This window comes from Mesorhizobium sp. WSM4830 (assembly GCF_055811495.1).
Window position 1 is genome coordinate 106180 of record NZ_JBVVQI010000013.1, and the last position, 20177, is coordinate 126356.

21 protein-coding genes are annotated in these 20177 nt (G+C 63.0%); 12 read left to right on the top strand and 9 right to left on the bottom strand.

Annotation, left to right across the window (positions count from 1 at the left end):
- Positions 1 to 95: 95 nt before the first annotated feature.
- On the bottom strand, positions 96 to 632 hold the full coding sequence (locus AC0L2Y_RS18130) for a TetR/AcrR family transcriptional regulator (protein ID WP_292663723.1): 537 nt from the start codon (positions 630 to 632) through the stop codon (positions 96 to 98).
- A gap of 150 nt (positions 633 to 782) precedes the next feature.
- Between AC0L2Y_RS18130 and AC0L2Y_RS18135 the strand changes: the two genes are divergently transcribed.
- Positions 783 to 2060 carry an efflux RND transporter periplasmic adaptor subunit gene (locus tag AC0L2Y_RS18135; protein WP_473558320.1) on the top strand — a complete coding sequence of 426 codons (1278 nt, stop codon included), beginning with the start codon at positions 783 to 785 and terminating at the stop codon, positions 2058 to 2060.
- Positions 2057 to 5140 (top strand): efflux RND transporter permease subunit, encoded by a 3084-nt coding sequence (locus AC0L2Y_RS18140; RefSeq protein ID WP_473558322.1) that lies wholly within the window; start codon positions 2057 to 2059, stop codon positions 5138 to 5140. Before AC0L2Y_RS18135 ends, AC0L2Y_RS18140 begins: the two co-directional genes overlap by 4 nt.
- 59 nt (positions 5141 to 5199) lie before the next feature.
- Here AC0L2Y_RS18140 and AC0L2Y_RS18145 read toward each other — a convergent pair whose 3' ends face one another.
- Positions 5200 to 5664 carry a L,D-transpeptidase gene (locus tag AC0L2Y_RS18145; protein WP_473558324.1) on the bottom strand — a complete coding sequence of 155 codons (465 nt, stop codon included), beginning with the start codon at positions 5662 to 5664 and terminating at the stop codon, positions 5200 to 5202.
- 602 nt (positions 5665 to 6266) lie between these two features.
- On the opposite strand from AC0L2Y_RS18145, the gene AC0L2Y_RS18150 reads away from it, so the two are divergent.
- The gene (locus AC0L2Y_RS18150; protein WP_473558327.1) at positions 6267 to 6434 is read left to right on the top strand and encodes a hypothetical protein; all 168 of its coding nucleotides are present in this window, start codon (positions 6267 to 6269) and stop codon (positions 6432 to 6434) included.
- 76 nt (positions 6435 to 6510) lie between these two features.
- Here the strand turns inward: AC0L2Y_RS18150 and AC0L2Y_RS18155 are convergent, their stop codons facing one another.
- Positions 6511 to 7197, bottom strand: a complete 687-nt coding sequence (locus AC0L2Y_RS18155) for a response regulator transcription factor (RefSeq protein ID WP_352670440.1) — start codon at positions 7195 to 7197, stop codon at positions 6511 to 6513.
- Between the two features lie 46 nt (positions 7198 to 7243).
- Between AC0L2Y_RS18155 and AC0L2Y_RS18160 the strand changes: the two genes are divergently transcribed.
- Complete coding sequence (locus AC0L2Y_RS18160; RefSeq protein WP_352492215.1) at positions 7244 to 8023, top strand: response regulator transcription factor; 780 nt, start codon at positions 7244 to 7246, stop codon at positions 8021 to 8023.
- A gap of 46 nt (positions 8024 to 8069) precedes the next feature.
- Positions 8070 to 10157: a GAF domain-containing sensor histidine kinase gene (locus tag AC0L2Y_RS18165; RefSeq protein WP_473558328.1), complete on the top strand. Its 2088-nt coding sequence runs from the start codon at positions 8070 to 8072 to the stop codon at positions 10155 to 10157.
- Between the two features lie 88 nt (positions 10158 to 10245).
- Here the strand turns inward: AC0L2Y_RS18165 and AC0L2Y_RS18170 are convergent, their stop codons facing one another.
- Positions 10246 to 10650 (bottom strand): hypothetical protein, encoded by a 405-nt coding sequence (locus tag AC0L2Y_RS18170; RefSeq protein ID WP_473558331.1) that lies wholly within the window; start codon positions 10648 to 10650, stop codon positions 10246 to 10248.
- A 419-nt stretch (positions 10651 to 11069) separates the two neighbouring features.
- On the opposite strand from AC0L2Y_RS18170, the gene AC0L2Y_RS18175 reads away from it, so the two are divergent.
- Complete coding sequence (locus AC0L2Y_RS18175) at positions 11070 to 12272, top strand: aromatic ring-hydroxylating oxygenase subunit alpha (RefSeq protein WP_473558333.1); 1203 nt, start codon at positions 11070 to 11072, stop codon at positions 12270 to 12272.
- 11 nt (positions 12273 to 12283) lie between these two features.
- Here the strand turns inward: AC0L2Y_RS18175 and AC0L2Y_RS18180 are convergent, their stop codons facing one another.
- From AC0L2Y_RS18180 to AC0L2Y_RS18190, 3 genes are all read right to left on the bottom strand, one after another.
- Complete coding sequence (locus AC0L2Y_RS18180; protein ID WP_473558465.1) at positions 12284 to 13051, bottom strand: DUF429 domain-containing protein; 768 nt, start codon at positions 13049 to 13051, stop codon at positions 12284 to 12286.
- Positions 13052 to 13128: 77 nt separating this feature from the next.
- Positions 13129 to 14013 carry a pyridoxal kinase PdxY gene (pdxY, locus tag AC0L2Y_RS18185; RefSeq protein WP_473558336.1) on the bottom strand — a complete coding sequence of 295 codons (885 nt, stop codon included), beginning with the start codon at positions 14011 to 14013 and terminating at the stop codon, positions 13129 to 13131.
- A 9-nt stretch (positions 14014 to 14022) separates the two neighbouring features.
- On the bottom strand, positions 14023 to 14274 hold the full coding sequence (locus tag AC0L2Y_RS18190) for a hypothetical protein (protein ID WP_473558337.1): 252 nt from the start codon (positions 14272 to 14274) through the stop codon (positions 14023 to 14025).
- Between the two features lie 163 nt (positions 14275 to 14437).
- On the opposite strand from AC0L2Y_RS18190, the gene AC0L2Y_RS18195 reads away from it, so the two are divergent.
- From AC0L2Y_RS18195 to ppa, 6 genes are all read left to right on the top strand, one after another.
- Positions 14438 to 15082 carry a LemA family protein gene (locus AC0L2Y_RS18195; protein ID WP_352492209.1) on the top strand — a complete coding sequence of 215 codons (645 nt, stop codon included), beginning with the start codon at positions 14438 to 14440 and terminating at the stop codon, positions 15080 to 15082.
- Between the two features lie 85 nt (positions 15083 to 15167).
- Positions 15168 to 15977, top strand: coding sequence for a TPM domain-containing protein (locus AC0L2Y_RS18200; RefSeq protein WP_473558341.1), 810 nt, complete (start codon positions 15168 to 15170; stop codon positions 15975 to 15977).
- Positions 15978 to 16029: 52 nt separating this feature from the next.
- On the top strand, positions 16030 to 16872 hold the full coding sequence (locus AC0L2Y_RS18205) for a TPM domain-containing protein (RefSeq protein WP_473558468.1): 843 nt from the start codon (positions 16030 to 16032) through the stop codon (positions 16870 to 16872).
- A 10-nt stretch (positions 16873 to 16882) separates the two neighbouring features.
- A complete protein-coding gene (locus AC0L2Y_RS18210; RefSeq protein WP_473558343.1) occupies positions 16883 to 17521 on the top strand; it encodes a TPM domain-containing protein in 639 nt (212 codons plus the stop codon).
- 117 nt (positions 17522 to 17638) lie between these two features.
- The gene (locus AC0L2Y_RS18215) at positions 17639 to 18145 is read left to right on the top strand and encodes a GNAT family N-acetyltransferase (RefSeq protein ID WP_023678138.1); all 507 of its coding nucleotides are present in this window, start codon (positions 17639 to 17641) and stop codon (positions 18143 to 18145) included.
- A 116-nt stretch (positions 18146 to 18261) separates the two neighbouring features.
- Positions 18262 to 18792, top strand: coding sequence for an inorganic diphosphatase (gene ppa, locus AC0L2Y_RS18220; RefSeq protein ID WP_023721304.1), 531 nt, complete (start codon positions 18262 to 18264; stop codon positions 18790 to 18792).
- 17 nt (positions 18793 to 18809) lie between these two features.
- Here the strand turns inward: ppa and AC0L2Y_RS18225 are convergent, their stop codons facing one another.
- Together AC0L2Y_RS18225 and AC0L2Y_RS18230 are read right to left on the bottom strand one after the other, a co-directional pair.
- Positions 18810 to 19400: a hypothetical protein gene (locus AC0L2Y_RS18225; protein ID WP_473558346.1), complete on the bottom strand. Its 591-nt coding sequence runs from the start codon at positions 19398 to 19400 to the stop codon at positions 18810 to 18812.
- A gap of 96 nt (positions 19401 to 19496) precedes the next feature.
- Positions 19497 to 20102 carry a TetR/AcrR family transcriptional regulator gene (locus tag AC0L2Y_RS18230; protein ID WP_473558349.1) on the bottom strand — a complete coding sequence of 202 codons (606 nt, stop codon included), beginning with the start codon at positions 20100 to 20102 and terminating at the stop codon, positions 19497 to 19499.
- Positions 20103 to 20177: the final 75 nt, after the last annotated feature.

A 20177-nucleotide genomic window follows, 5' to 3' on the forward strand; every position in this document is an offset into this window, starting at 1 on the left:
GCAGCATCGCCAGGAAGAAGCCGCTGGGCCTCTCGGCAAGTCACCAGAAGCAGCAGCGTAGCCAGGCAATTGAACCCGGCCGGCGCACTCCTGGACTATTCCGCGATCTCCAGCAGCGTCGATATCAGCAGCCGGCGCTCTTCGGCGGAGAGAATGTCCGAACCGAACAGGTTCATGCTGCGAAGCCCTTCGATGGCGAGATAGCAGACCAGCAGCGCCCTGAGGTTCGGAGTCTCCCCCTTCAGCCGCTGGAACAGCTGCCGCCTGAACGATTTTATCGGCGTCAGGAAATCGGGATCCTCGGCAATCGCCGAAAAAATCCAGGACGCAGACGGTTTCGACTCCTCCGCATGCTCGGCCGAAAGCCTGATATAGGCCGCAAGCGGGCTCTCTCCGCTGACGCCGTTGGTGCGGGCGGCCTCAAGTGCCTGTTGGAACGCACTGAGGTAATCCTCCACCAGCGCCTGCATCAATTTCGCCTTGGTCGGGAAATTGTAGAGAAGACCACCTTTCGACACGCCGGCACGGCTGGCGACCGCATCCAGCGACAGGCTGCCAGGACCCGTCTCGCGCGCCACGTCGGCGGCGGCGGCGAGAATCTTCTCGCGCGAATTTGCTCTGCGGGCCTTCATCAAGCGTTCCCCATTCATTAGCTTAGGCGGAATTGACAAGACCGTCCAGACGGTACAGTAAGATCGCCGTCATTTGAAATTGGAACCAGTCACAGGTATGTGTTCCGGTCGTCCGACCGTTATGCTGGGCCATGGCCGAGGGGACTGTTCGTGATCAAGCGCTTCATCATCGCCTTCATCCTGCTCGTGCTGGTGTGCGGCGGCATCGTCGGCTTCAACCTGTTTCGCGACAATGCGATCAAACAGTTCTTCGCCACCATGAAGCCGCCGGCCGCGACCGTGTCGACGGTCATCGTCAAACCGATGTCCTGGACGCCCGGCATCGAGGCGATCGGCACTGTCAGTGCCGTACGCGGCGTCGACCTCACGGTCGAAACGGCGGGCATCGTCAAGGACATCCTGTTCCATGCCAATCAAAAGGTCGCCGCCAACGTCGTGCTGCTGCAGCTCGACGATGAAGTCGAGCGAGCCGATCTCGTGGCGTCGAAGGCGCAAGCCACATCCGACCAGACGACGCTGATGCGCGCTCTCGAGCTGCAGAAGCGCGGGGTCGGCACCGACGCTACGCTCGACACGGCGCAGGCCGCGGCATCGGTCTCCGCCGCGCAGGTAAACAAGCTGCAAGCGGTGCTCGACCAAAAGCAGTTGACGGCCCCCTTCAAGGGTACCGTCGGTATTCCGAAAATCGACCTTGGGCAGTATCTCACACCCGGCACCGCCGTGGTGACCTTGCAGGACATGGATACGATGCGTGTCGATTTCACCGTGCCGGAGCAGCAGCTTCCGCAGCTGAAGATCGGACAGACGGTACGGCTCGGCGTCGGCGGCGACGACATGCCGTTCGCCGGCAGCATCCGCGGCATCGATCCGAAGATCGACCCGACCAGCCGGCTGGTGACGGTTAGGGCGGAGGTCGGCAATCCGGAAGGCAAGCTGACGCCCGGCCAGTTCGTCCAGGTGCGCGTCGAACTGCCCGAGGAGAACAATGTGCTGGCGCTGCCGCAGACGGCGCTGACTTCCAGCCTGTACGGCGACTTCGTCTTCGTGGTGCGCCCGGCCAAATCCGGCGAAGCCAACGGGGCGGCTCCCGAGGCGAAGCCGGAGGAAAAGCCGGCTGCAGATGCTGCCAAGCCCGCAGCCGAAGCACCCGCGGCAAAACCCGAAGAAAAGCCGGCCGCTACCCCAGCCAAACCGGCAGCGGAAGCCAAACCGGCAGCGGAAGAACAGAAGCCACAGCTCGTGCTCGCCCAGGTGTTCGTCAAGCCAGGCCGCCACAACGCCGGCCTGGTCGAGATCCTGGAAGGCATCCAGCCCGGCGACGAAGTCGTTACCGCCGGCCAGAACCGGCTCTCGAACGGCATGTCCGTTGCCGTCGACAACACGATCGATCCGAGCAAGCCAGGGAACCAGCAGGCAGCCCAGCAATGAGCTTTTCCGACCTCTTCATCCGCCGCCCGGTCCTTTCGACCGTGCTTGCCTGCATGATCCTGCTTCTGGGTTTTCAGGGCATCTTCAACCTTTCGATCCGCCAGTATCCAGAGGTTGAAGAAACGGCCATCACGATCACCACGGCCTATCCCGGCGCCAGCGCCGACCTGATCCAGGGGTTCATTTCCGCGCCGATCGCGCGTGCCGTCGCTTCGACCGAAAACATCGATTATGTCACGTCATCGAGCCGGCCGTCCTCCAGCACCGTGACGGTGCAGATGAAGCTCGGCTCCGACCCCGACGTCGCGCTGAACGAGGTCTTGTCGAAGGTTCAGAGCGTTCGCGGCGATCTGCCGGACGAAACCAAAGACCCGGTGATCGTCAAGGGCACCGGCCAGCAGTTCGCGATGATGTATATCTCGATGCAGAATCCGAACATGACGCCGGAACAGCTCACCGAATATATCGAGCGTGTCGTGCGGCCGCGTATCTCGACGGTCGAAGGTGTTGCGGACGTGCAGATTTTCGGCGCCGCCGAATATTCGATGCGTGTCTGGATCGACCCGATCAAACTGGCGGCGCGCGGCGTGACGGCGGCGGAAGTGCTGACCGCCATCAACGAATCGAATTTCCTCTCCGCGCCCGGCGATACCGAAAACGAATATGTGGCGTCCTCGATTACGGTTCGCTCGACCCTGCAGACGCCGGAGGCTTTCGCTGCCCTTCCGCTCCGCTCGAAAGACGGCAATGTGGTGAGACTGCGCGACGTGGCCCGCGTCGAGCTCGCCGCGGTGAGCACCGACACCAGGGTCACCTTCAACGGCAAGCCCGGCATCTTTCTCGCCATCTTTCCGACGCCGGCCGCCAATCCGCTGACCACCGCGGCGGCGATCCACAAGATTGTGCCGACCATCCAGGAGACGCTGCCGCTCGGCATGACGATCGAGATCGTCTATGATTCGACCGAGCAGATCAGCGCGTCGATCGAGGAGGTGTTCAAGACCATCGGCGAGGCGGTCGCCATCGTCATCGTCGTCATCCTGCTCTTCCTCGGCTCGTTCCGCTCGGTGCTGATGCCGATCGTGACCATTCCGCTGTCGCTGATCGGCGTCTGTTTCCTGCTGTTTTCTTTGGGTTATTCGATCAACCTATTGTCCTTGCTGGCCATGGTGCTGGCGATCGGACTCGTTGTTGACGATGCCATCGTGGTGGTGGAAAACATCCACCGCCACATGGAGGAAGACGGTTTGTCGCCGATGCAGGCGGCCTTCAACGGCATGCGGGAGATCTCGTCCGCCGTCGTCGCCATGACGATCACGCTGGCCGCGGTGTTCGCGCCGCTGGCCTTCACCGGCGGTCTGACAGGCGCACTGTTTCGCGAATTCGCGGTGACGCTTGCCGGCTCGGTGGTGCTTTCGGGTGTCGTCGCCCTCACCATCACGCCGATGATGTCGGCGCGTATCCTGAGGTCCGGCTCGCATAGCCGCTTCCAGCGCATTGTTGACAATACGTTCGGGCGCGTCGAACACATCTATGAGCGGCTGGTCACCGGTTCGTTGAACTATCGCCCGGTGACGCTGATGATCGTCCTCGCGCTGGTCGCCACGACCGGTTTCATGTTCACCAAGACCTCGAGCGAACTGGCGCCGGAAGAAGACCAGGGCTTCTTGCTGTCTATTGTGAACGCGCCGCGCTATGCGACGTCGAACTACACCGAGACCTATGTGAACCAGATTCTCGGGCTGGTGAATGATATCCCCGAAACCAGGGCGCGGTTCTCCGCTGTCGCGTTCCAAGGCCCGACGAACAGCGCTTTCGTAGGCTTTGCGTTCAAGGACTGGGCCGAGCGCGCGCGCAGCTCGAAGGAACTTCAGGAAGACATCACTGCCCGCCTTGCCAAGGTGGCGGGCGTCGAGGCTTTCGTCTTCGCGCCGCCGACGCTGCCCGGCTCCGGCGGCGGCCTGCCAATCACGATGGTGGTGCGTTCGACCGGCGAGGCATCTGAAGTCTATGAGGCGGCGGAAAATATCAAGAACAAGGCGCAGGCCTCCGGTCGCTTCCTCGCCGTGCAGAATTCGATGTCTTACGACGCGCCGGAAGTGACGGTGACGATTGACCGCGATCGCGCCGCGGCACTCAACCTGCCGATCGCCGATATCGGCCGGACGCTGACCCTGTTGGTCGGTGGCGCCGAGGTGGCGCAATTCGACCGCGAATCCAACAGCTACGACATCATCCCGCAGGTACCGCAGCAATTCCGCGATAATCCCGAAAAGCTGGGAGAGTATTTCGTGCGCAGCGTGTCGGGCGAGATGGTGCCGCTCTCGGCGGTGGTGAAGATCTCGACCAACGCGTCGCCGGCCGCCATCGAGCAGTTCAACCAGTTGAACTCCGCCACGATTTCCGCTCTGCCATTGCCCACCGTCACCACCGGTGACGGGCTGAAGACCATCGAGGACATCGCCAGGGAAAGCCTGCCCGACACGTTCTTCATCGACTATACCGGCCAGTCGAGGCAGGGGAAGCAACAGGGCTACACGATCATCATCGCCTTCGCGGCGGCTGTGCTCGTCATCTACCTGGTGCTGGCGGCGCAGTTCGAAAGCTTCCGCGACCCACTGATCATCATGATGGCGGTGCCGCTCTCGATCTTCGGCGCGATCGTGCCGCTTAATATCGGGCTCGGCACGCTCAACATCTACACCCAGGTCGGCTTGATCACGCTGATCGGCCTGATCACCAAGCACGGCATCCTTCTGGTCGAGTTCGCCAACCAGCAGCGTGAAATGCACGGCATGCGGCGGCGCGATGCGATCATCGCGTCGGCCAGGGTGCGGCTGCGGCCGATCCTGATGACGACGGCGGCGATGGCGCTCGGCGTGGTGCCGCTGATCATCTCCAGCGGCGCTGGTGCCGCGGCACGCTATTCGATGGGCCTGGTGATCTTCACCGGCATCCTGGTCGGAACCATGTTCACACTGTTCGTGGTGCCGATGTTCTACACCTTCATCGCCAGCAAGGACCTGCCGCATCACGCCGAGAAGCCGGATCCGAAGCTGATGCCGGCAATGCCGGACTAGGTCGTACTAATAAAGAAGGCTGGATTTCCGGCCTTCTTGGGCGCGACGAGAAGCATCGCTCATTTGACGATGACGATGCTGGTGTTGGCCGGGCCGAAGACCTCGACGAGCTGGTAGAAATCGGCGGCGTTGTCCGGATGCAGACGCACGCAGCCATGCGAGGCCGGCTGGCCGAGGCGCTTGATGGCGCTTGTCGCATGTACGGCGTAGCCGCCGCGGAAGAACACCGAATGCGGCATCGGGGCGTTGTCGTATTTCTTCGAATACCACATTTCATGCATGCGGGTCGGCTTGAACGAACCGGTCGGCGTGACGTGCGTCCTGTCGCCGGTCGAGACCTTCCAGGCGAATGTCGGCCGGCCGTCGACCAGGATTTCCATGGTCTGCTGTGACAGCGACACACGCGCGACGATCTTGTTGGCGGCGGCGTGGGCTGCGCCGTTGCCGGCACCGGCAAGCAAGGCAGCACCGGTGATGACGGCGGCGGCGATGTTGATGAGCTTGGCGGAAATGGCAGTGCACATGATGTCCCCCTTATTCTGCCGGTCGGGGCCGGCTCAATTCGATGACCGGCTTATCGGGGCGTCATGTTTCAAGCCGATTTCGCTAGATGCTCGTTTGTGTTTCGATTCTGTTTCCCCTGGTTAACAGAAAAGGTCCGTGAAAAGCGGCTTGCAGTTGCACGACGTCGTCATGACGGCGGCGTGTTTGCCTAGGCGGATCGGCCAAACCGCGGCACGAATACGCGATTGCTTTTCGTTTGAGAGGAATTCACCTGACTCCGAAACCGAGCTGCAACAAAGCGCGGCCCCGGCGGCATGATCCGGATACAGCGAACAGGCAAAGTTGACCTAACGAAAGCAGCCGGCAAAGAACGATCGGAAGCCAACACTGTTTTCGCTACGGTCTGGATTGGTCTGGACAGTTTCCAGCCTGCGCGTCGGCCGGCTCAAGCCCCTCTGGCGGGGGCGGCTCAGGGCCGTTGAGGATGCGCGGCGCCTCCGGCAACTTGCAGCCGAGAGGACCGAAGGCCCGCGCCGCAACGGGGGGCTCCGCTGGCGGCGCGGGCGCTTCGGGGGTTCCCCTGAAGTGCCCGCAAATTCCAATTTTTTGAGGAACGAACAGGATGAAAACGACATTCGCCGCTTCCGTGCTTTCCGCGCTGCTCTACGTCCAGGGGCTGCTCGGCATTGCCGGCCTCGCCACCGTGCTGCTGAAGGAACGTGCCCATGCCGGCGAGGTCAGCACGAACAGTGACATGCCGTCCGGCCCATCGCTTCTAGCGGTGCGCTGAAGCGCATCGGACCTCAAAGTGGAAACCGGTTTTGGAAAAACCCGATGCTCAAGACAAAAGGGTGGCCGTCCTGCATTCAATCGGCGAATTGCGTCGGCGGATCGAACCGGTAACCCGCACCCCGTATGGTGGTGATGGTTTCGGTATCGAGCTTGCGGCGCAGCCGCACGATGCGCGAATCGATCGACCGATCGAAGGCTTCGGCATTTTCGGCGGGCGCGGCGGCAATGATATCGTCCCGCGTCAGCACCTTGCGCGGGCTGGCCAGGAACAGCCTGAGCAGCGCCACCTGCCCGGGGGACAGCTGTTCTTCCGTGCCCGAGCGGTGCATGACAATGGCCGATCGGAGATCGACCGTCGCGTTCTCCAGCACGATCAGTTCCCCGGCGCTCCTGCCGCGCCGAGCCAGAAGGCCGCCGATGCGAGCGGCAAGCTCCCTGACATTGAGCGGGCTTTCGACGACGTCGGCGGCGCCGAGTTCGAGTGCCAGAACCTTGTCGACCAGATCGGCCGGGCGGCAGATGAGGATGAAATCCGGTCCACCTTCGCCGCCATGTCGCCTGAGCAGGTCGCGCCCCTCCGCCTGGCTGACGCTGTCGCCGACAACCACGACATCGATACCCTTTTCCGAAAGCAGCGATTCGGCTTCCCACGGCTGTCGCGCCGCGCGGACGTCATGCCCGCGCCGCTCGAGATGATCGGCGAGATCGGTCGCAATTACTTCAGCGACGGAAACAAGCGCGATAACGGATCGTGCAGCCATGTTTTTCTACCCCGCATACGGCAACCCAAGAAGAGTGCTGGACATCATGTTTATACCCAATCTACTTTCCGCTGAAAGCGGGAGCGAAAGCATCGTGCGGGCACGAATTGTCATTGTCGAGGACGAGCCCGACCTGAGGGACGCGGTCGCCGAGTATCTCGGCGCCAGCGGCTATGATGTGGCCACGGCCGAAAGTGCGGCGGCGGCGCGCGACCTCCTGGAAACCCAGTCTTTCCATCTGGCCATTCTCGACATCGCCATGCCGGGCGAGGACGGCCTGTCGCTCGGCCGCTGGATGCGGTCGAAAATGCCGATCGGAATCATCTATGCGACGGCCGCCGGTACCGCGCTCGACCGCATCGTCGGACTGGAGCTCGGCGCCGACGATTACATCGTCAAGCCTTACGAATTGCGCGAAGTGCTGGCCAGGGTCCGCAGCGTGCTGCGTCGCGTTCCTGAGCCGACCGAGCCACAAAAGGCCAAGGCTGAAACATCCGGCGGCCGCCGGTCCGTGAGCTTCGGACCCTTTCACGCCGATCTCGACGGCAGGCTCGTCACCGGCGCCAACGGCGCGGTCATCGACATGGCCAAGAGCGAGTTCGACGTGCTGGAGGTGTTCCTGACGCGCGCCAACCGGCTGTTGACGCGGGCGGCGATCTCCGAGGCGATCGGTTTCGTCGAGGACCCGGAATCGTCCCGCGCCGTCGACATCCGCATCATGCGGCTGAGAAAGAAGATCGAGGCGGATCCGGCCAATCCGAAATTCCTGCGCACGGTGCGCGGCGAAGGCTATATCTTCTCGCTGCCAGCCGGGGAAAACAACTAAGGCCCGGCGGCTTGAGCAAGCCACGGCCAGGAAATGACGGCTGACCATGACGGCTGAAACAACACGCGCGGACGTGCAGGGCGCCAGGCAGGGTGCGGCGATGGCGGCCGTACATGTGGTTCGCCGGCTGCGCGAAGCCGGTGACTGGCAGCGCGAGATGGAGGGTATTCTCCAAACGCTTTGCGAAGCCATGGATTGTCACCGCGGCATCCTGTTTCGCCTGCGCGAACTGCCCGGCCAGGGCTTCGCCCAGTCGGTCGCCGCTTATTGGATCGCCCCCCGGTTTGGCGGCGAGCTGGCGTCACCGACCGTCATCATGCAGTCGGTCGTCGATTCGGACCCATTGCTGGAACAGCTGGCGGAGGACGAGCGTCAAGGCAAGATCTTCGCCGGGCACACACGCGATCTCGAAGGCTTTCTGCGGACGGATTTCGAAAAGCAGAACATCAAGTCGTTCCTGTCGGTGTCGGTCTTTTCGCACGGCAATTTGTGGGGCACGCTGGCGGTCAACGACTGCATCCACGAACGCGAATGGACCGACCAGGAAGAGGCGGCGCTGCACATGGTGGCACTCGCCATCGGCGATGCCATCGAACGGTCGCCCTCCGACGCGCATGCCAGCGACGTCATTCGCCGCACCATGCTGCAGGCCTCGCTCGACGCCATCATCGTCATCGACGAGACCGGCTCGATCATCGAATTCAATCCGGCCGCCGAGAAGATGTTCGGCTATCGGCGCAGCGACATCCTCGGCAAGGACCTGCTCGATACGGTCGTGCCGGAATATTACCGCAAGGGCTATGCGTCGGGCGCCGAATACATGTCGGGCCGCGGCGCGCCGATGGTCGGCCAACGGCTTGAAACGGTCACCCAGAATGCCGCCGGTGAGGTTTTTCCGATCGAGCTGACGGCAACCGAGATGCGGGTCGCCGATCGCCAGCTGATCTTCGGCTCCATCCGCGACCTGCGCGACAAGTTGCGGGCTGAGGAGGAAATCAACCGCCAACGCGAAAAACTGCACCAGAACGAGAAGATGGCGGCAATGGGCTCGCTGCTTGCCGGCGTTTCGCACGAGCTCAACAATCCGCTGGCCGTGGTTGTCGCCCAGTCGACGCTGCTGCACGAATTCGCCGCCGATCCGCAGACCAAGGTGCGCGCCGAAAAGGTGCGCGCCGCTGCCGAGCGCTGCGGCCGTATCGTCAAGAGCTTCCTGTCGATGGTCCGCCTGCACCCGGCCGCGCAGGCCGAAACCGATCTCAACCAGGTGATCCGCGCCGCACTCGAAGTGACCGCCTATGGTGCACGGTCGAGCGGCATCATCATCGACACCGATTTCGCCAGCGGTCCGCTGCTGGCCATGGCCGATGCCGACCATGTGACGCAGGTGGCCGCCAACTTCCTTATCAACAGCCAGCACGCCTTGGCCGGCGTTGCCGGCGACCGCCGGATCAAGGTCCGTACGTTTCGCAGCGACCGCGGCAATCCCGGATTCTCGGTCGAGGACAACGGACCAGGCGTGCCGGAAGCGATACGCTCACGCATATTCGAATCCTATTTCACCACCAAGCCGGTCGGTGTCGGTACCGGCATCGGCCTGTCGATCTCGAAATCGATCATCGAGCGGCACAATGGCAATATCTGGTTCGAGGAGGTTTCGCCGAGAGGTGTGCGTTTTGTCGTGCAGCTGCCGGCTATCGCGGCCGGCGCGGCCGCCGCCGGCGAAGCTCCGTCGCGGTCGAGCGGCTTGCGTCACGCCCTGATCATAGACGATGAGCCGGATGTCGCGGCGTCGCTGTCCGATATTCTGGAGTTGATGGGCATCAAGTCGCGGATCGTGCCGGCCTGGGTCTCGGCCGCCGCGACGCTGAGCGGCCATGTGCCGCCGGACATCGTGTTTTCCGATTTGCGCATGCCCGGCACCAGCGGCATAGCCGCCTATCGCGAGCTACTCGCCGAAATGCCGGGTCTGGCGCGGCGCTTCGTGCTTGTCACCGGCGATCTGATCGGCGCGAAAGGCGAGATCGAGGCGCTGCCGGCGCCGCAGCGGCCGCCGATCCTCGAAAAACCGTTCAGCACGCTGGATGTGCGCGGCGTGCTCTCGGCCATTGCCGAGCAGGCCGCTCTGGGCGGGTAGACTCCACGATCTCTCCCGGAAGAAAAAAGGCTCCCGGCCGACATTGCGGCGGGAGCCTGACTGGAGTGCTGGAGGGCGCTCGCAAAAATCAAAAAACGTTCGGCGTATCAGCCAGCGGGGCGGCATTGGCGATCATGCGGACCGGTCGTGCCTTGCCCGACTGGGCAGCGATGACGCGCAGGCAATCCAGGCTCTCGGCGCCCCAGGCCTGCCCCTTGCAGGCAAAATCGATCTCCGGCACCGGCAGGCGCGCCGTCTTGGTGGTGGTGGTCGCGCCATCGATGAGGTTGGCCGGCGGGTTCAGTGAGGCGAAGGCCGGACCGACGGTCGGCGTCAACGCCATGCCGGCAAATGCGGCAGCCGCCAGCAGCATGAACATCGCCATTGGATGATCACTGGCGCGCTGGCGCAGCGCCAGCTTCGGGCGCCGGTCATTACGCTGGGGATCCTGCTGGCGAAGGTCGGTATCGGTGATCTGGATTTTCGTACGCATCGTCGTTTCCTTCGGTCTTCTTCTTTTCCCTGTTGAAACGAACTTAATCGCACCTTGTAACCGGCCAACGATGATGGATTAACGATTGTGTAACCGGCATGAAACCAAGCCCGCGGCCATTCCTGGGCAAACCGATCTGGCGTAGCTGGCAGCACCGGTGGCATTCCGTGGTCGTTTTCCGCTACCCACGGCACCAGATCCACGTCGCCTTTCCAGGCCCACGGAGCGTCGGGCGCTCAACAAGCGTAAGGGGATTAACGTCTGGAATTCCCGGGATTTTCCCGGCTTCGATCGTTCGGACGCGGCTCTCAAATCTCGCTCGATTTCCCGTCAAGAGTTCGCTCTATTTTCGCAAGCCATTGCATTTCAATGGAAAATATGCTTTTATTGAACGAGCATTCAATAACTAAAGAGCTTTTATGAACCCGCATCTGCGTGACGTGGCAATCCCCAACGATTGGGATCGGCGGGGCCTGCCGGGCTGGAGCTATCATTCCGACGCCTTGCTCGAGCTCGAGAAAGAGCACGTCTTCCGCAACCATTGGCAGATCGCCGGCCATGTCTGCGACGTGCCGAACGCCGGCGACTATCTGACGATGGACGTGGTCGGCGAGCGGGCGCTCGTCGTGCGTGGCAAGGATGGCGTTGTGCGCGCTTTCAACAATATGTGCCGCCACCGCGGCAGTCGCGTCGTTGCCGACAGCCAGGGCACTTGCAAGAATGCGCTGGTCTGCCCTTTCCATGGCTGGGTCTACAATCTCGACGGCACGCTGCGCGGCGCTGCCCGTCCGCGTTCCTTCCCTGACCTCGACAAGACCGAATTCGGCCTGATGCCGCTCGAGCTCGAAATCTGGATGGGCTTCATCTTCATCCGTTTCCGCAAGGGTGGGCCTCAGCCATCGGTGGCCGAGCTGTTGAAGCCGATCGAAGCCGAGATTGCCCATTACGGCGTCGCCGAGATGGTGCCGTCCTGGGGCATCTGGACCCAAAAGACGCCGGTCAACTGGAAGTCCGTGCGCGACGTCGACAATGAAGGCTACCACGTCGCCATGGCGCATCCGGCGCTGCAGGATCTTTACGGCGCGACCTATTTCGACGAGCCGTTCGTCAACGGCGTGTCGCGCTCGTTCGCCACTTACAATCCGCATGCGGGACGGCGCTGGAGCGTCGCGCAATATATCAAGCTCGCACCCGAGGCGAAACACCTGCCGGAGCACCTGCGCAAGGCCTGGATCTACTACGGCATCTTCCCGAACAACGCGCTGTCGATCATGCCGGAATCGGTGCAGTTCTATCAGGAATTCCCGCTGTCGACGGGTGAGACGCTGATGCGCGGCGCCATCTACCGCTATAGCGACGAGACTAGGGAACAGGCGGCTGCTCGCTACCTATCCTACCGCATCGACCGCGACACGCTGGCCGAAGATGTGCAGCTTTCGATATGGTCCAACGAATCCATGCTGTCCAAAGCCTTCGGAGGTTTTTACCTCTCCGATCTCGAATATGGCGTGCGCACCCACCACGACCATTTGCGCAAGCAAATTCCCGTGCTCGGATTGGAGACCGCGCCCGAGGAGAAGGATATGTGGGCGCTCAACGAGGCGCTCAGATCACGCTCCTGACGCCCTGGTCCTCAGGCCCAAATGGCGACGGGAATGCCGAAACGATCGGCGAGCGGCGGATCCGGAAACGGCATTGCCTCGCCTCTGATGATGCGACCGGCAACCAGCATCATCGCCGCGGCATCGAGGAAATCGTCGGCGGCCGCGCCGCGCGGCGGCGTCTGGTCGAGAAAACCCTGGCTATAACCATGCCGGGCAAGCAGCGCCTTGCGTTCGGCCATGCCGGCCGGATTGATGTTGCCCCTGATCTTCTTTGGCAGGCGCATCGCCCGGTCGCCGTTCAGTTTGCAGAAGGCAACTTCCGGATGCGATTCGAACACGCGGCTGCGCAGTTCGGGGCGCGCGATCAGCAGCGAATCGATCTCGCGGATCTTGGCGAAGATGCCGAAGGCCTGGATCGAGACGCCGCGCGGCGGATCTGAGGTCGTCTTGGCTACCTCACTTGCCTTGCGATGTGCGGCGTACCAGGCGTCGACCGTGGTGAAGGCTTCGATCTCCGCGTAGAGCGCGGCGCGGGAGGGGATGGCAAAGACACTGGACTGCCGGGCCCCAAGCAGCGGCCGCACCAGCGCCTCCGGGCCGCGACCGCCTCTTTGGGAGAAATCGGGCAGGCCGATTGGCATATCGACCGCAACGGTCGCATTGACGGGCAGTCGGTCGAGCAACGCCGCGAAGCTTGGGAAAACGGCTGTCGACGGTGTCGCACCGGGATCGCGGCGGACGGCTATCCAGCCGGCCTTGCAACCGTCGACGCCGACAAGGGTAACATCCGCGGGCACAACATCCCAAGGCACAACATGGTCGGGGGCAAGATCCTTGGGCGCATCATCCTGGGGCGCGGCGTCTTCGGCCTGCCTCACGCCCGGCGGTCCCGTTCCGGATGCAGGAGATGGCGAAGCTGCACCATCGCCATCGGGTGCGACAGGCTCTGGGCATCGGTCTCGAGCTGCAATTCGTCGCCGCCGCGCTTGGCGGTGCGCGCCAGGATCTCGTAGACCGCAGCCGTGGTCGATTGCAGCGCCTTGGCGGCCGGCTGGCCGGACAGGATCCGCGCCAGGTAGACGGCCGCCGTCAGGTCGCCGAGCCCATTCGGCGGCTTGTCGATGAGCCGGTGTTCGGCAAGCAGTGCCTCTCTGCCGGTGAGCAGCAAATTGCCGGTGCCGCCGGCCATCATCGCTGGTGCCGAAGTGACCAGCATTGCCGGTGGGCCGGCTTGCAGGGCTGCAGCCATTGCCGATTTCAGGTCGGGCAGCGGCGCTCCGGCCATCCATTCCAGCTCGTAGCGGTTGGGCGTGGCGATATCGGCGATCGGCATCAGCCGGTCGCGCATGGCGATAGCGGTCGGCTCAGGTACGTAGAGCCCGCCCGAATCGCCCATCACCGGGTCGCAGATATAGAGGGCGTCCGGCGTCTTCGCCTTGACCGCGCCGACCAGCGAAGCGACGACTTCGGCCTGGCCGGCCTCGCCGAGATAGCCGGACAGCACGGCGCCGACCTCGCCCAGCCACGGCGCGCGCTCGAGGTCGGCCATCAGCGCCTTGAACTGGTCCAGCGGCGGCACGATGCGGGTGGCCCGGCCATGGCCCGGATGCCAGGGCAGGATGACGGTCGGCACCGCCCAAACCGGAAAGCCGAGCGTCTCCAGCGCAAAGACGGCGGCACGGTTGCCGACCGAGCCACGTGCGACATGGCTGGAGACGACGATGACCGCGCGCGGCGCGTCGGCTTTTTCGGCACTCATTGATTTTTCCTAACCGCCCCTGGTGACGAAAAGCACGAGCCAGATCAACAGGCCGATGGCAATAAGCAAGCCCGCTGCGCGACCGATGCGGGTGCCCCAATATTCGATCGGATCCGACCGGTCGGCATCGGCCGCGGTGACGTGGTCGCGCGCCCCTCTGGCGGTTCGCGCGAGGAACGAGGCGCCGCCCGCGTCGGTCTCGCGCGCCACCCGTTCGATGATGCGGCGCGATTCCGCGTCGCTGTCGTGGCGTTTCGCCATGGTGATGTCCCGTTTTATGCCGAGCTTAACCCGTTCGCCTCGTCTGTCACAGGGCCCGACGGCGGATGGTAGAAAACCAGTAACACTTCTCGGCCGAAGTCATTTTCTTGCGCAAGGATTGTGCTAATGCTTCGCGTGCCAATGCTATCGAGGGGACCTTATCATGCTTGTCCAGCGCCTTTCTTCACCGCCAATCTTCCGTAATCTGGCTGCGTTCCTGGTCATGGCCGTCATGCTGCCGCTGCTTGCCGGCTGCGGCTACAACACCATCCCGACGGCTGAGGAAAACGCCAAGGCAGCATGGAGCGAGGTGTTGAATCAATACCAGCGCCGCGCCGATCTCATCCCCAATCTGGTCAACACGGTCAAGGGCTACGCCGCGCACGAGAAGGATACGCTCGACGCCGTGGTCGAAGCGCGCGCCAAGGCGACGCAGGTGACCGTGACGCCGGAAACGCTGAACAATCCGGAAGCCTTCAAGAAATTCCAGGACAGCCAGGCCGGCCTGACCAGCGCGCTGTCGCGTCTGCTGGCAGTGGTGGAGAACTATCCCGATCTCAAGGCCAACCAGAACTTTCTGGCGCTGCAAGCACAACTCGAAGGCACCGAGAACCGCATCACGGTCGCCCGCCGCGACTATATCCAGGCAGTGAGAGAGTACAATCTGACGCTGAGGACCTTCCCGTCGGTGATCTGGGCGACCTTGTGGTTCCGCGGCAACCAGCCGTTTGCGAATTTCACCATCGAGGAGGATAAGATGCAGCCGCCGAAGGTCGATTTCGGTACCAACACCACGCAAGGCGGGTGAACGGCGCCTGTTGAGCCTGGGCCTGTTGGCCTTGTATTCCTTCGCGCCCCCCTCTGTCCTGCCGGCCATCTCCCCACAGAGGGGGATGGGAAGAAACGCCGGCCTGATTTTTTTTGGCTTCGTTCTAACCTTTCTCCTCCTCCCGCTCACCGCCCTTGCCGCCGAACTGCCGGCGCTGACAGGACGGGTTGTCGACAATGCCGGCATCATCGATGCCGCGACCGAGGCGGCGCTGACGCAGAAGCTTGCCGATTTCGAGACCAAGGGTTCGGACCAGATCGTCGTCGCGACGATTCCCAGCCTCGACGGTGAGGAGATCGAGCCTTACGCCAACCGGCTGTTCCGCGCCTGGAAACTCGGCCAGGCGAAGGAGAACAACGGCGTGCTTTTGCTGGTGGCGCCGAACGACCGCAAGATGCGCATCGAGGTCGGCTATGGGCTGGAAGGCACGCTGACCGACCTGCACACCAAGCTGATCATCGAAAACGACATGGTGCCGGCCTTCCGTGCCGGCGATTTCTCCGGCGGCATCGTCAAGGCCGTCGACGACATGATCATGGTGCTGGAAGGCAATCCCGAAGAACTGGAGGCGCGCGGCCAACGCAACCAGCAGCCGCCGTTCAACAGCGACGATCTGTTCTTCACGATCTTCATAGCCATCTGGGCAATCATCTTTTTCGGCGGCCTCGCAGCCTCCATCCTGCCGCCGATCTTCGGCCAGAAGATCGGTCCCGGCCGCTATCGCTGGCTGGGCATGACCTTCGAGCCAAGCCGGCGGTCGTCCGGCGGCTGGTCGGGAGGTTCCGGCGGGGGATGGTCGTCGGGTTCAAGCGGTGGCGGGTTTTCCGGCGGCGGCGGTTCGTCCGGCGGCGGCGGCTCTTCGGGAAGTTGGTGACGAGATGACAAGACACGCCATCAGCCCGGTGGAATCCGGCCGTTTCATCAAAATGACCGGCACCGCGCTTATGGCCATGGCGGTGCTGCTGGTCGGCTTCGCGGCCCTTTCCGCCGAACTGCCGACGCTGACCGGACGGGTTGTCGACGGTGCCGGCATCATCGATACCACGACCGAGGCGGCGCTGACGCAGAAGCTTGCCGAGTTCGAGACCAAGGGTTCGGACCAGATCGTCGTCGCGACCATTCCCAGCCTCGACGGCGAGGAGATCGAGCCTTACGCCAACCGGCTGTTCCGCGCCTGGAAACTCGGCCAGGCGAAGGAGAACAACGGCGTCCTGCTTCTGGTGGCGCCGAACGACCGCAAGATGCGCATCGAGGTCGGCTATGGGCTTGAAGGCACCCTGACCGACCTGCACACCAAGCTGATCATCGAAAACGACATGGTGCCGGCCTTCCGTGCCGGCGATTTCTCCGGCGGCATCAGCAAGGCCGTCGACGACATGATCATGGTGCTGGAAGGCAATCCCGAAGAACTGGAGGCGCGCGGCAAGCGCAATCCGGCGAATGACAATCCTGTCGATCCGATCTTCATGCTGTTCATCGTCCTCTGGGCGACGATGTTCTTCGGCGGCTTGGCAATGGCGTTCCTGCCGCCGATCTTCGGCACGAAACTCTCGCCGGGCGTGTACAAATGGCTGGGCATGACGTTCCGCTACGGCCGTGGGCCAGCTTCGTCACCCTCCGGTGGCGGTGGCTGGACGTCGGGGACCTCGTCCGGCAGTGGCTGGTCGTCTGGAAGTTCCGGCAGCGGTTGGTCGTCCGGAAGTTCCGGCGGCGGGTTTTCAGGCGGCGGCGGTTCGTCCGGCGGCGGCGGTTCTTCAGGAAGCTGGTGAGACATCAATCATGGCAACACGACCGATCAGCCCCGAGGATCATGAGCGCATCGCCGATGCGATCCGCGCTGCCGAATCAAAGACCGACGGCGAGATCTACTGCGTCGTGGCGCATGCCAGCGACGGCTATTTCTTCCCGGCCGCTTTCATGGCGATGCTCGGCATGCTCGTCGTCAGTCTTGGCGTCGGTTACGGGCTGGAAGCCTGGTGGCTGTCGATCCGCTTGCCGCATTTCGTCATCGCCGAGCTTCTGGCGCTTGCCAGTGTGCTCATCCTGTTGTGGGCATTGCCCGCATTGCGCATCCATTTGGTGCCGAGGCGGCTGCGCTACCAGGCCGCCCACGCCAATGCGATGAAGCAGTTCCTCGCCCGCAACGTCCACCGCACCACAGCGCGCACTGGCGTGCTGGTGTTCGTCTCGATCGCCGAGCGCTACGCCGAGGTGGTTGCCGACAGCGGTATCGATTCTCGTGTCGGCCAGCATGTCTGGGACGGTGTCGTCCGCGACCTTACGGCGCATGCCGGCGACGATCGGCTTGCCGACGGCTTCATCAAGGCGATCGAAGCGGTCGGCGCCGTACTGGCCGAGCATTTTCCGGTCTCGACCGGCGACAGCAACGAACTGGACGACCATCTGGTCGAGATTTGATCTCGCTGAAAGCAGTTTTGCAGCGTCTCAAGGACGCACCGTTCGGCTGTGTGAAAGCATCGCGGCGGCTGACCGGACTCTTGCAATCGGGCGCGGCGGGTTTATGGTTAACCAATCATGAATACGCTGAGCATCGACATCAGGAAAGCCGAACCGCGCGATGCAGCCGCCATCGCCGACGTGCATCTCGAGGCCTGGCGCGGCGCCTATTCGGGCATCATCCCGCACCGCACGCTGACCTCGATGATCAACCGCCGCGGCGCCGACTGGTGGGCGAATGCCATTCGCCGCGCCGCCACCGTCCTGGTCGTCGAAATCGGCGGCAAAATTGCCGGCTATGCGACGATCGGCAAGAACCGCGCCCGCGAACTCAGGCAGCAGGGCGAGATCTACGAACTTTACCTGCGGCCGGAATATCAAGGCATCGGGCTCGGCAGCCGGCTGTTCTCGGCCGCACGGGCACGGCTGGCCGACCATGGCCTGAAAGGCATGGTGGTCTGGGCGCTGGAAGACAATCAGAACGCACTTGCCTTCTATGCCGGCGCCGGTGGCCGCGATGTTGCCGAGGGCGTCGAGATCTTCGAGCAGAAGGCGCTGAAGAAGGTCGCTTTCGTCTGGGAATGACGGCCAGCGCATGATCCGGCCGGTTCCCGGTCGGACGATCTCCCCAGTACCATTCGCCGCATTGCACCATTCGCCGCCGCCCGCTATCGATCTTCAATCGAGAGAGGGATAAAGCGATGCGTATCGAAGCGATTGCCAGCGGAAAGAACCCGCCCGAGGACGTCAACGTCATTATCGAGGTGCCGATCGGCGGCGAGCCGATCAAGTACGAGATGGACAAGGAAGCCGGCACGCTGTTCGTCGACCGCTTCCTGCACACTTCGATGCGCTATCCCGGCAATTACGGTTTCGTGCCGCACACGCTGTCGGGCGACGGCGACCCGATCGACGTGCTGGTCTGCAACACACGCGCGCTGGTGCCGGGCTGCGTCATCAATGTGCGGCCGATCGGCGTGCTGGTGATGGAGGACAATGCCGGCCAGGACGAAAAGGTGATCGCGGTGCCTTCACCCAAGCTGACCTTGCGCTACGAGGACGTCCACGAATACACGCAATTGCCTGACATTACCCGCCAGCAAGTGCAGCACTTTTTCGAGCACTACAAGGATCTCGAACCCGGCAAATGGGTCAAGATCGAAGGCTGGTACGATGCCGCCTATGCCAAGAAGATGATCGTCGAGGCAATCGAGCGGGCCAAGCGCAAGTAATTGTCGGGCGCAAGTAATCAGTTGTCGACGCGGCCGAAAGCGGGCGTGTTGCCAAGCACCTCACGCTTGTCCTTGCCGCAGGCGAAGGTGCGTGCCTTTTCGTCGGCAAGCTTGCGCGCTTGATCGTTGGCGGCGGGATTGCCCGTGGCGAGCACAAGGCCGATCGTGCAGCCTTCGTGGGCGTCAGGCTGGGCAACCTTGGCGACGATCAGCACTTCCGTCGACTTGTTCTCGCCCTCGGTATCGCTGATCGAGCGACGATGAATGACGGCGAAGGGAATGGCAGTTTTGCCGTTGGTCTCGATCCGCCACTCGACTTTGGGTCCAGCCGAATTGAGGGCGGAAAAGCTTTCCCAGACCGTGGTCATATCGCCAGGTGGAAAGCCGTAGAACAGCGATTCCCGCGCGTCGTCGTAGGAAACCAGCACCGGGTAACCGCGGTAGCCCGAACAGGCGAGATCGGCCCAGTCGCCGTCGCCTTCTTCCGCCTGGGCATAGGTGACGCAGTCCTTTTCCCAATCGAGATCGGTATAGACGCTGGATATCTCGCTGGCCCGGGCCGCCTGGCAGGAACCGGCGAGGACAAGCAGGATCGAAAGCGCGCGCATGGCGGACAACTCGGTTCGGCTGCCGCAGCGTACCGTCAAATTTAACAGCAGCCTAGACGAAGCCAGGCTGCTCACAGTGGTCTGGTAAACGGAACACTATTTCTTCAAGCTTGCCTCTATCAGAAGGTCGGCGTTGCGGGCCACCGACTGCGCCGGTCCGCCGGCACCGAACAGCTGGCCGCTAATATAGGCGCCCTCGATCAGCAGCAGCAGCCCGTCGCCCAGCGTGTCGGCGTCGCCGGCGCCCATCGCTGCCGCCATGGCGCGCAGGCGGCGGCGCAGTTCCTGCTTGTTGGCCTCGCTCACGACGCGGGCCGGATGGCCAGGTTCGGGATATTCGACCGCGGCATTGGTCATGCCGCAGCCGCGATAATCGGGCCTTTGCGTGCGCTTGCCGACACGCGTCAGAAAAGCGACGATCTGGGCGCGTGGGTCGCCGGGATGGGCGTCCACCGCCTCGTCGAAACGCTCCCAGAATTCGAGGTCATAGTGCCGGAGGTAGGATGCGGCCAACTCGTCCTTGGACGGAAAGCTGCGGTAGAGGCTGGGCTTGGTGACGCCGGCACGCCGTACGATCTCATCGACGCCGATCGCCCTGATGCCTTGCCGGTAGAACAGGTCGCGCGCGACCTGGAGAATCCGTTCGGCGGCGCGAGGCGGCGGTGCGTCATTGGCCTTGATCGTTGGTTCAATGCTTTTCATGCCTGGTCTGCCGATTAGCTGGTTGACAATGTTACCGGTCGGTACGTATGTTTCGCGCTCCTGCAACGTACCGGT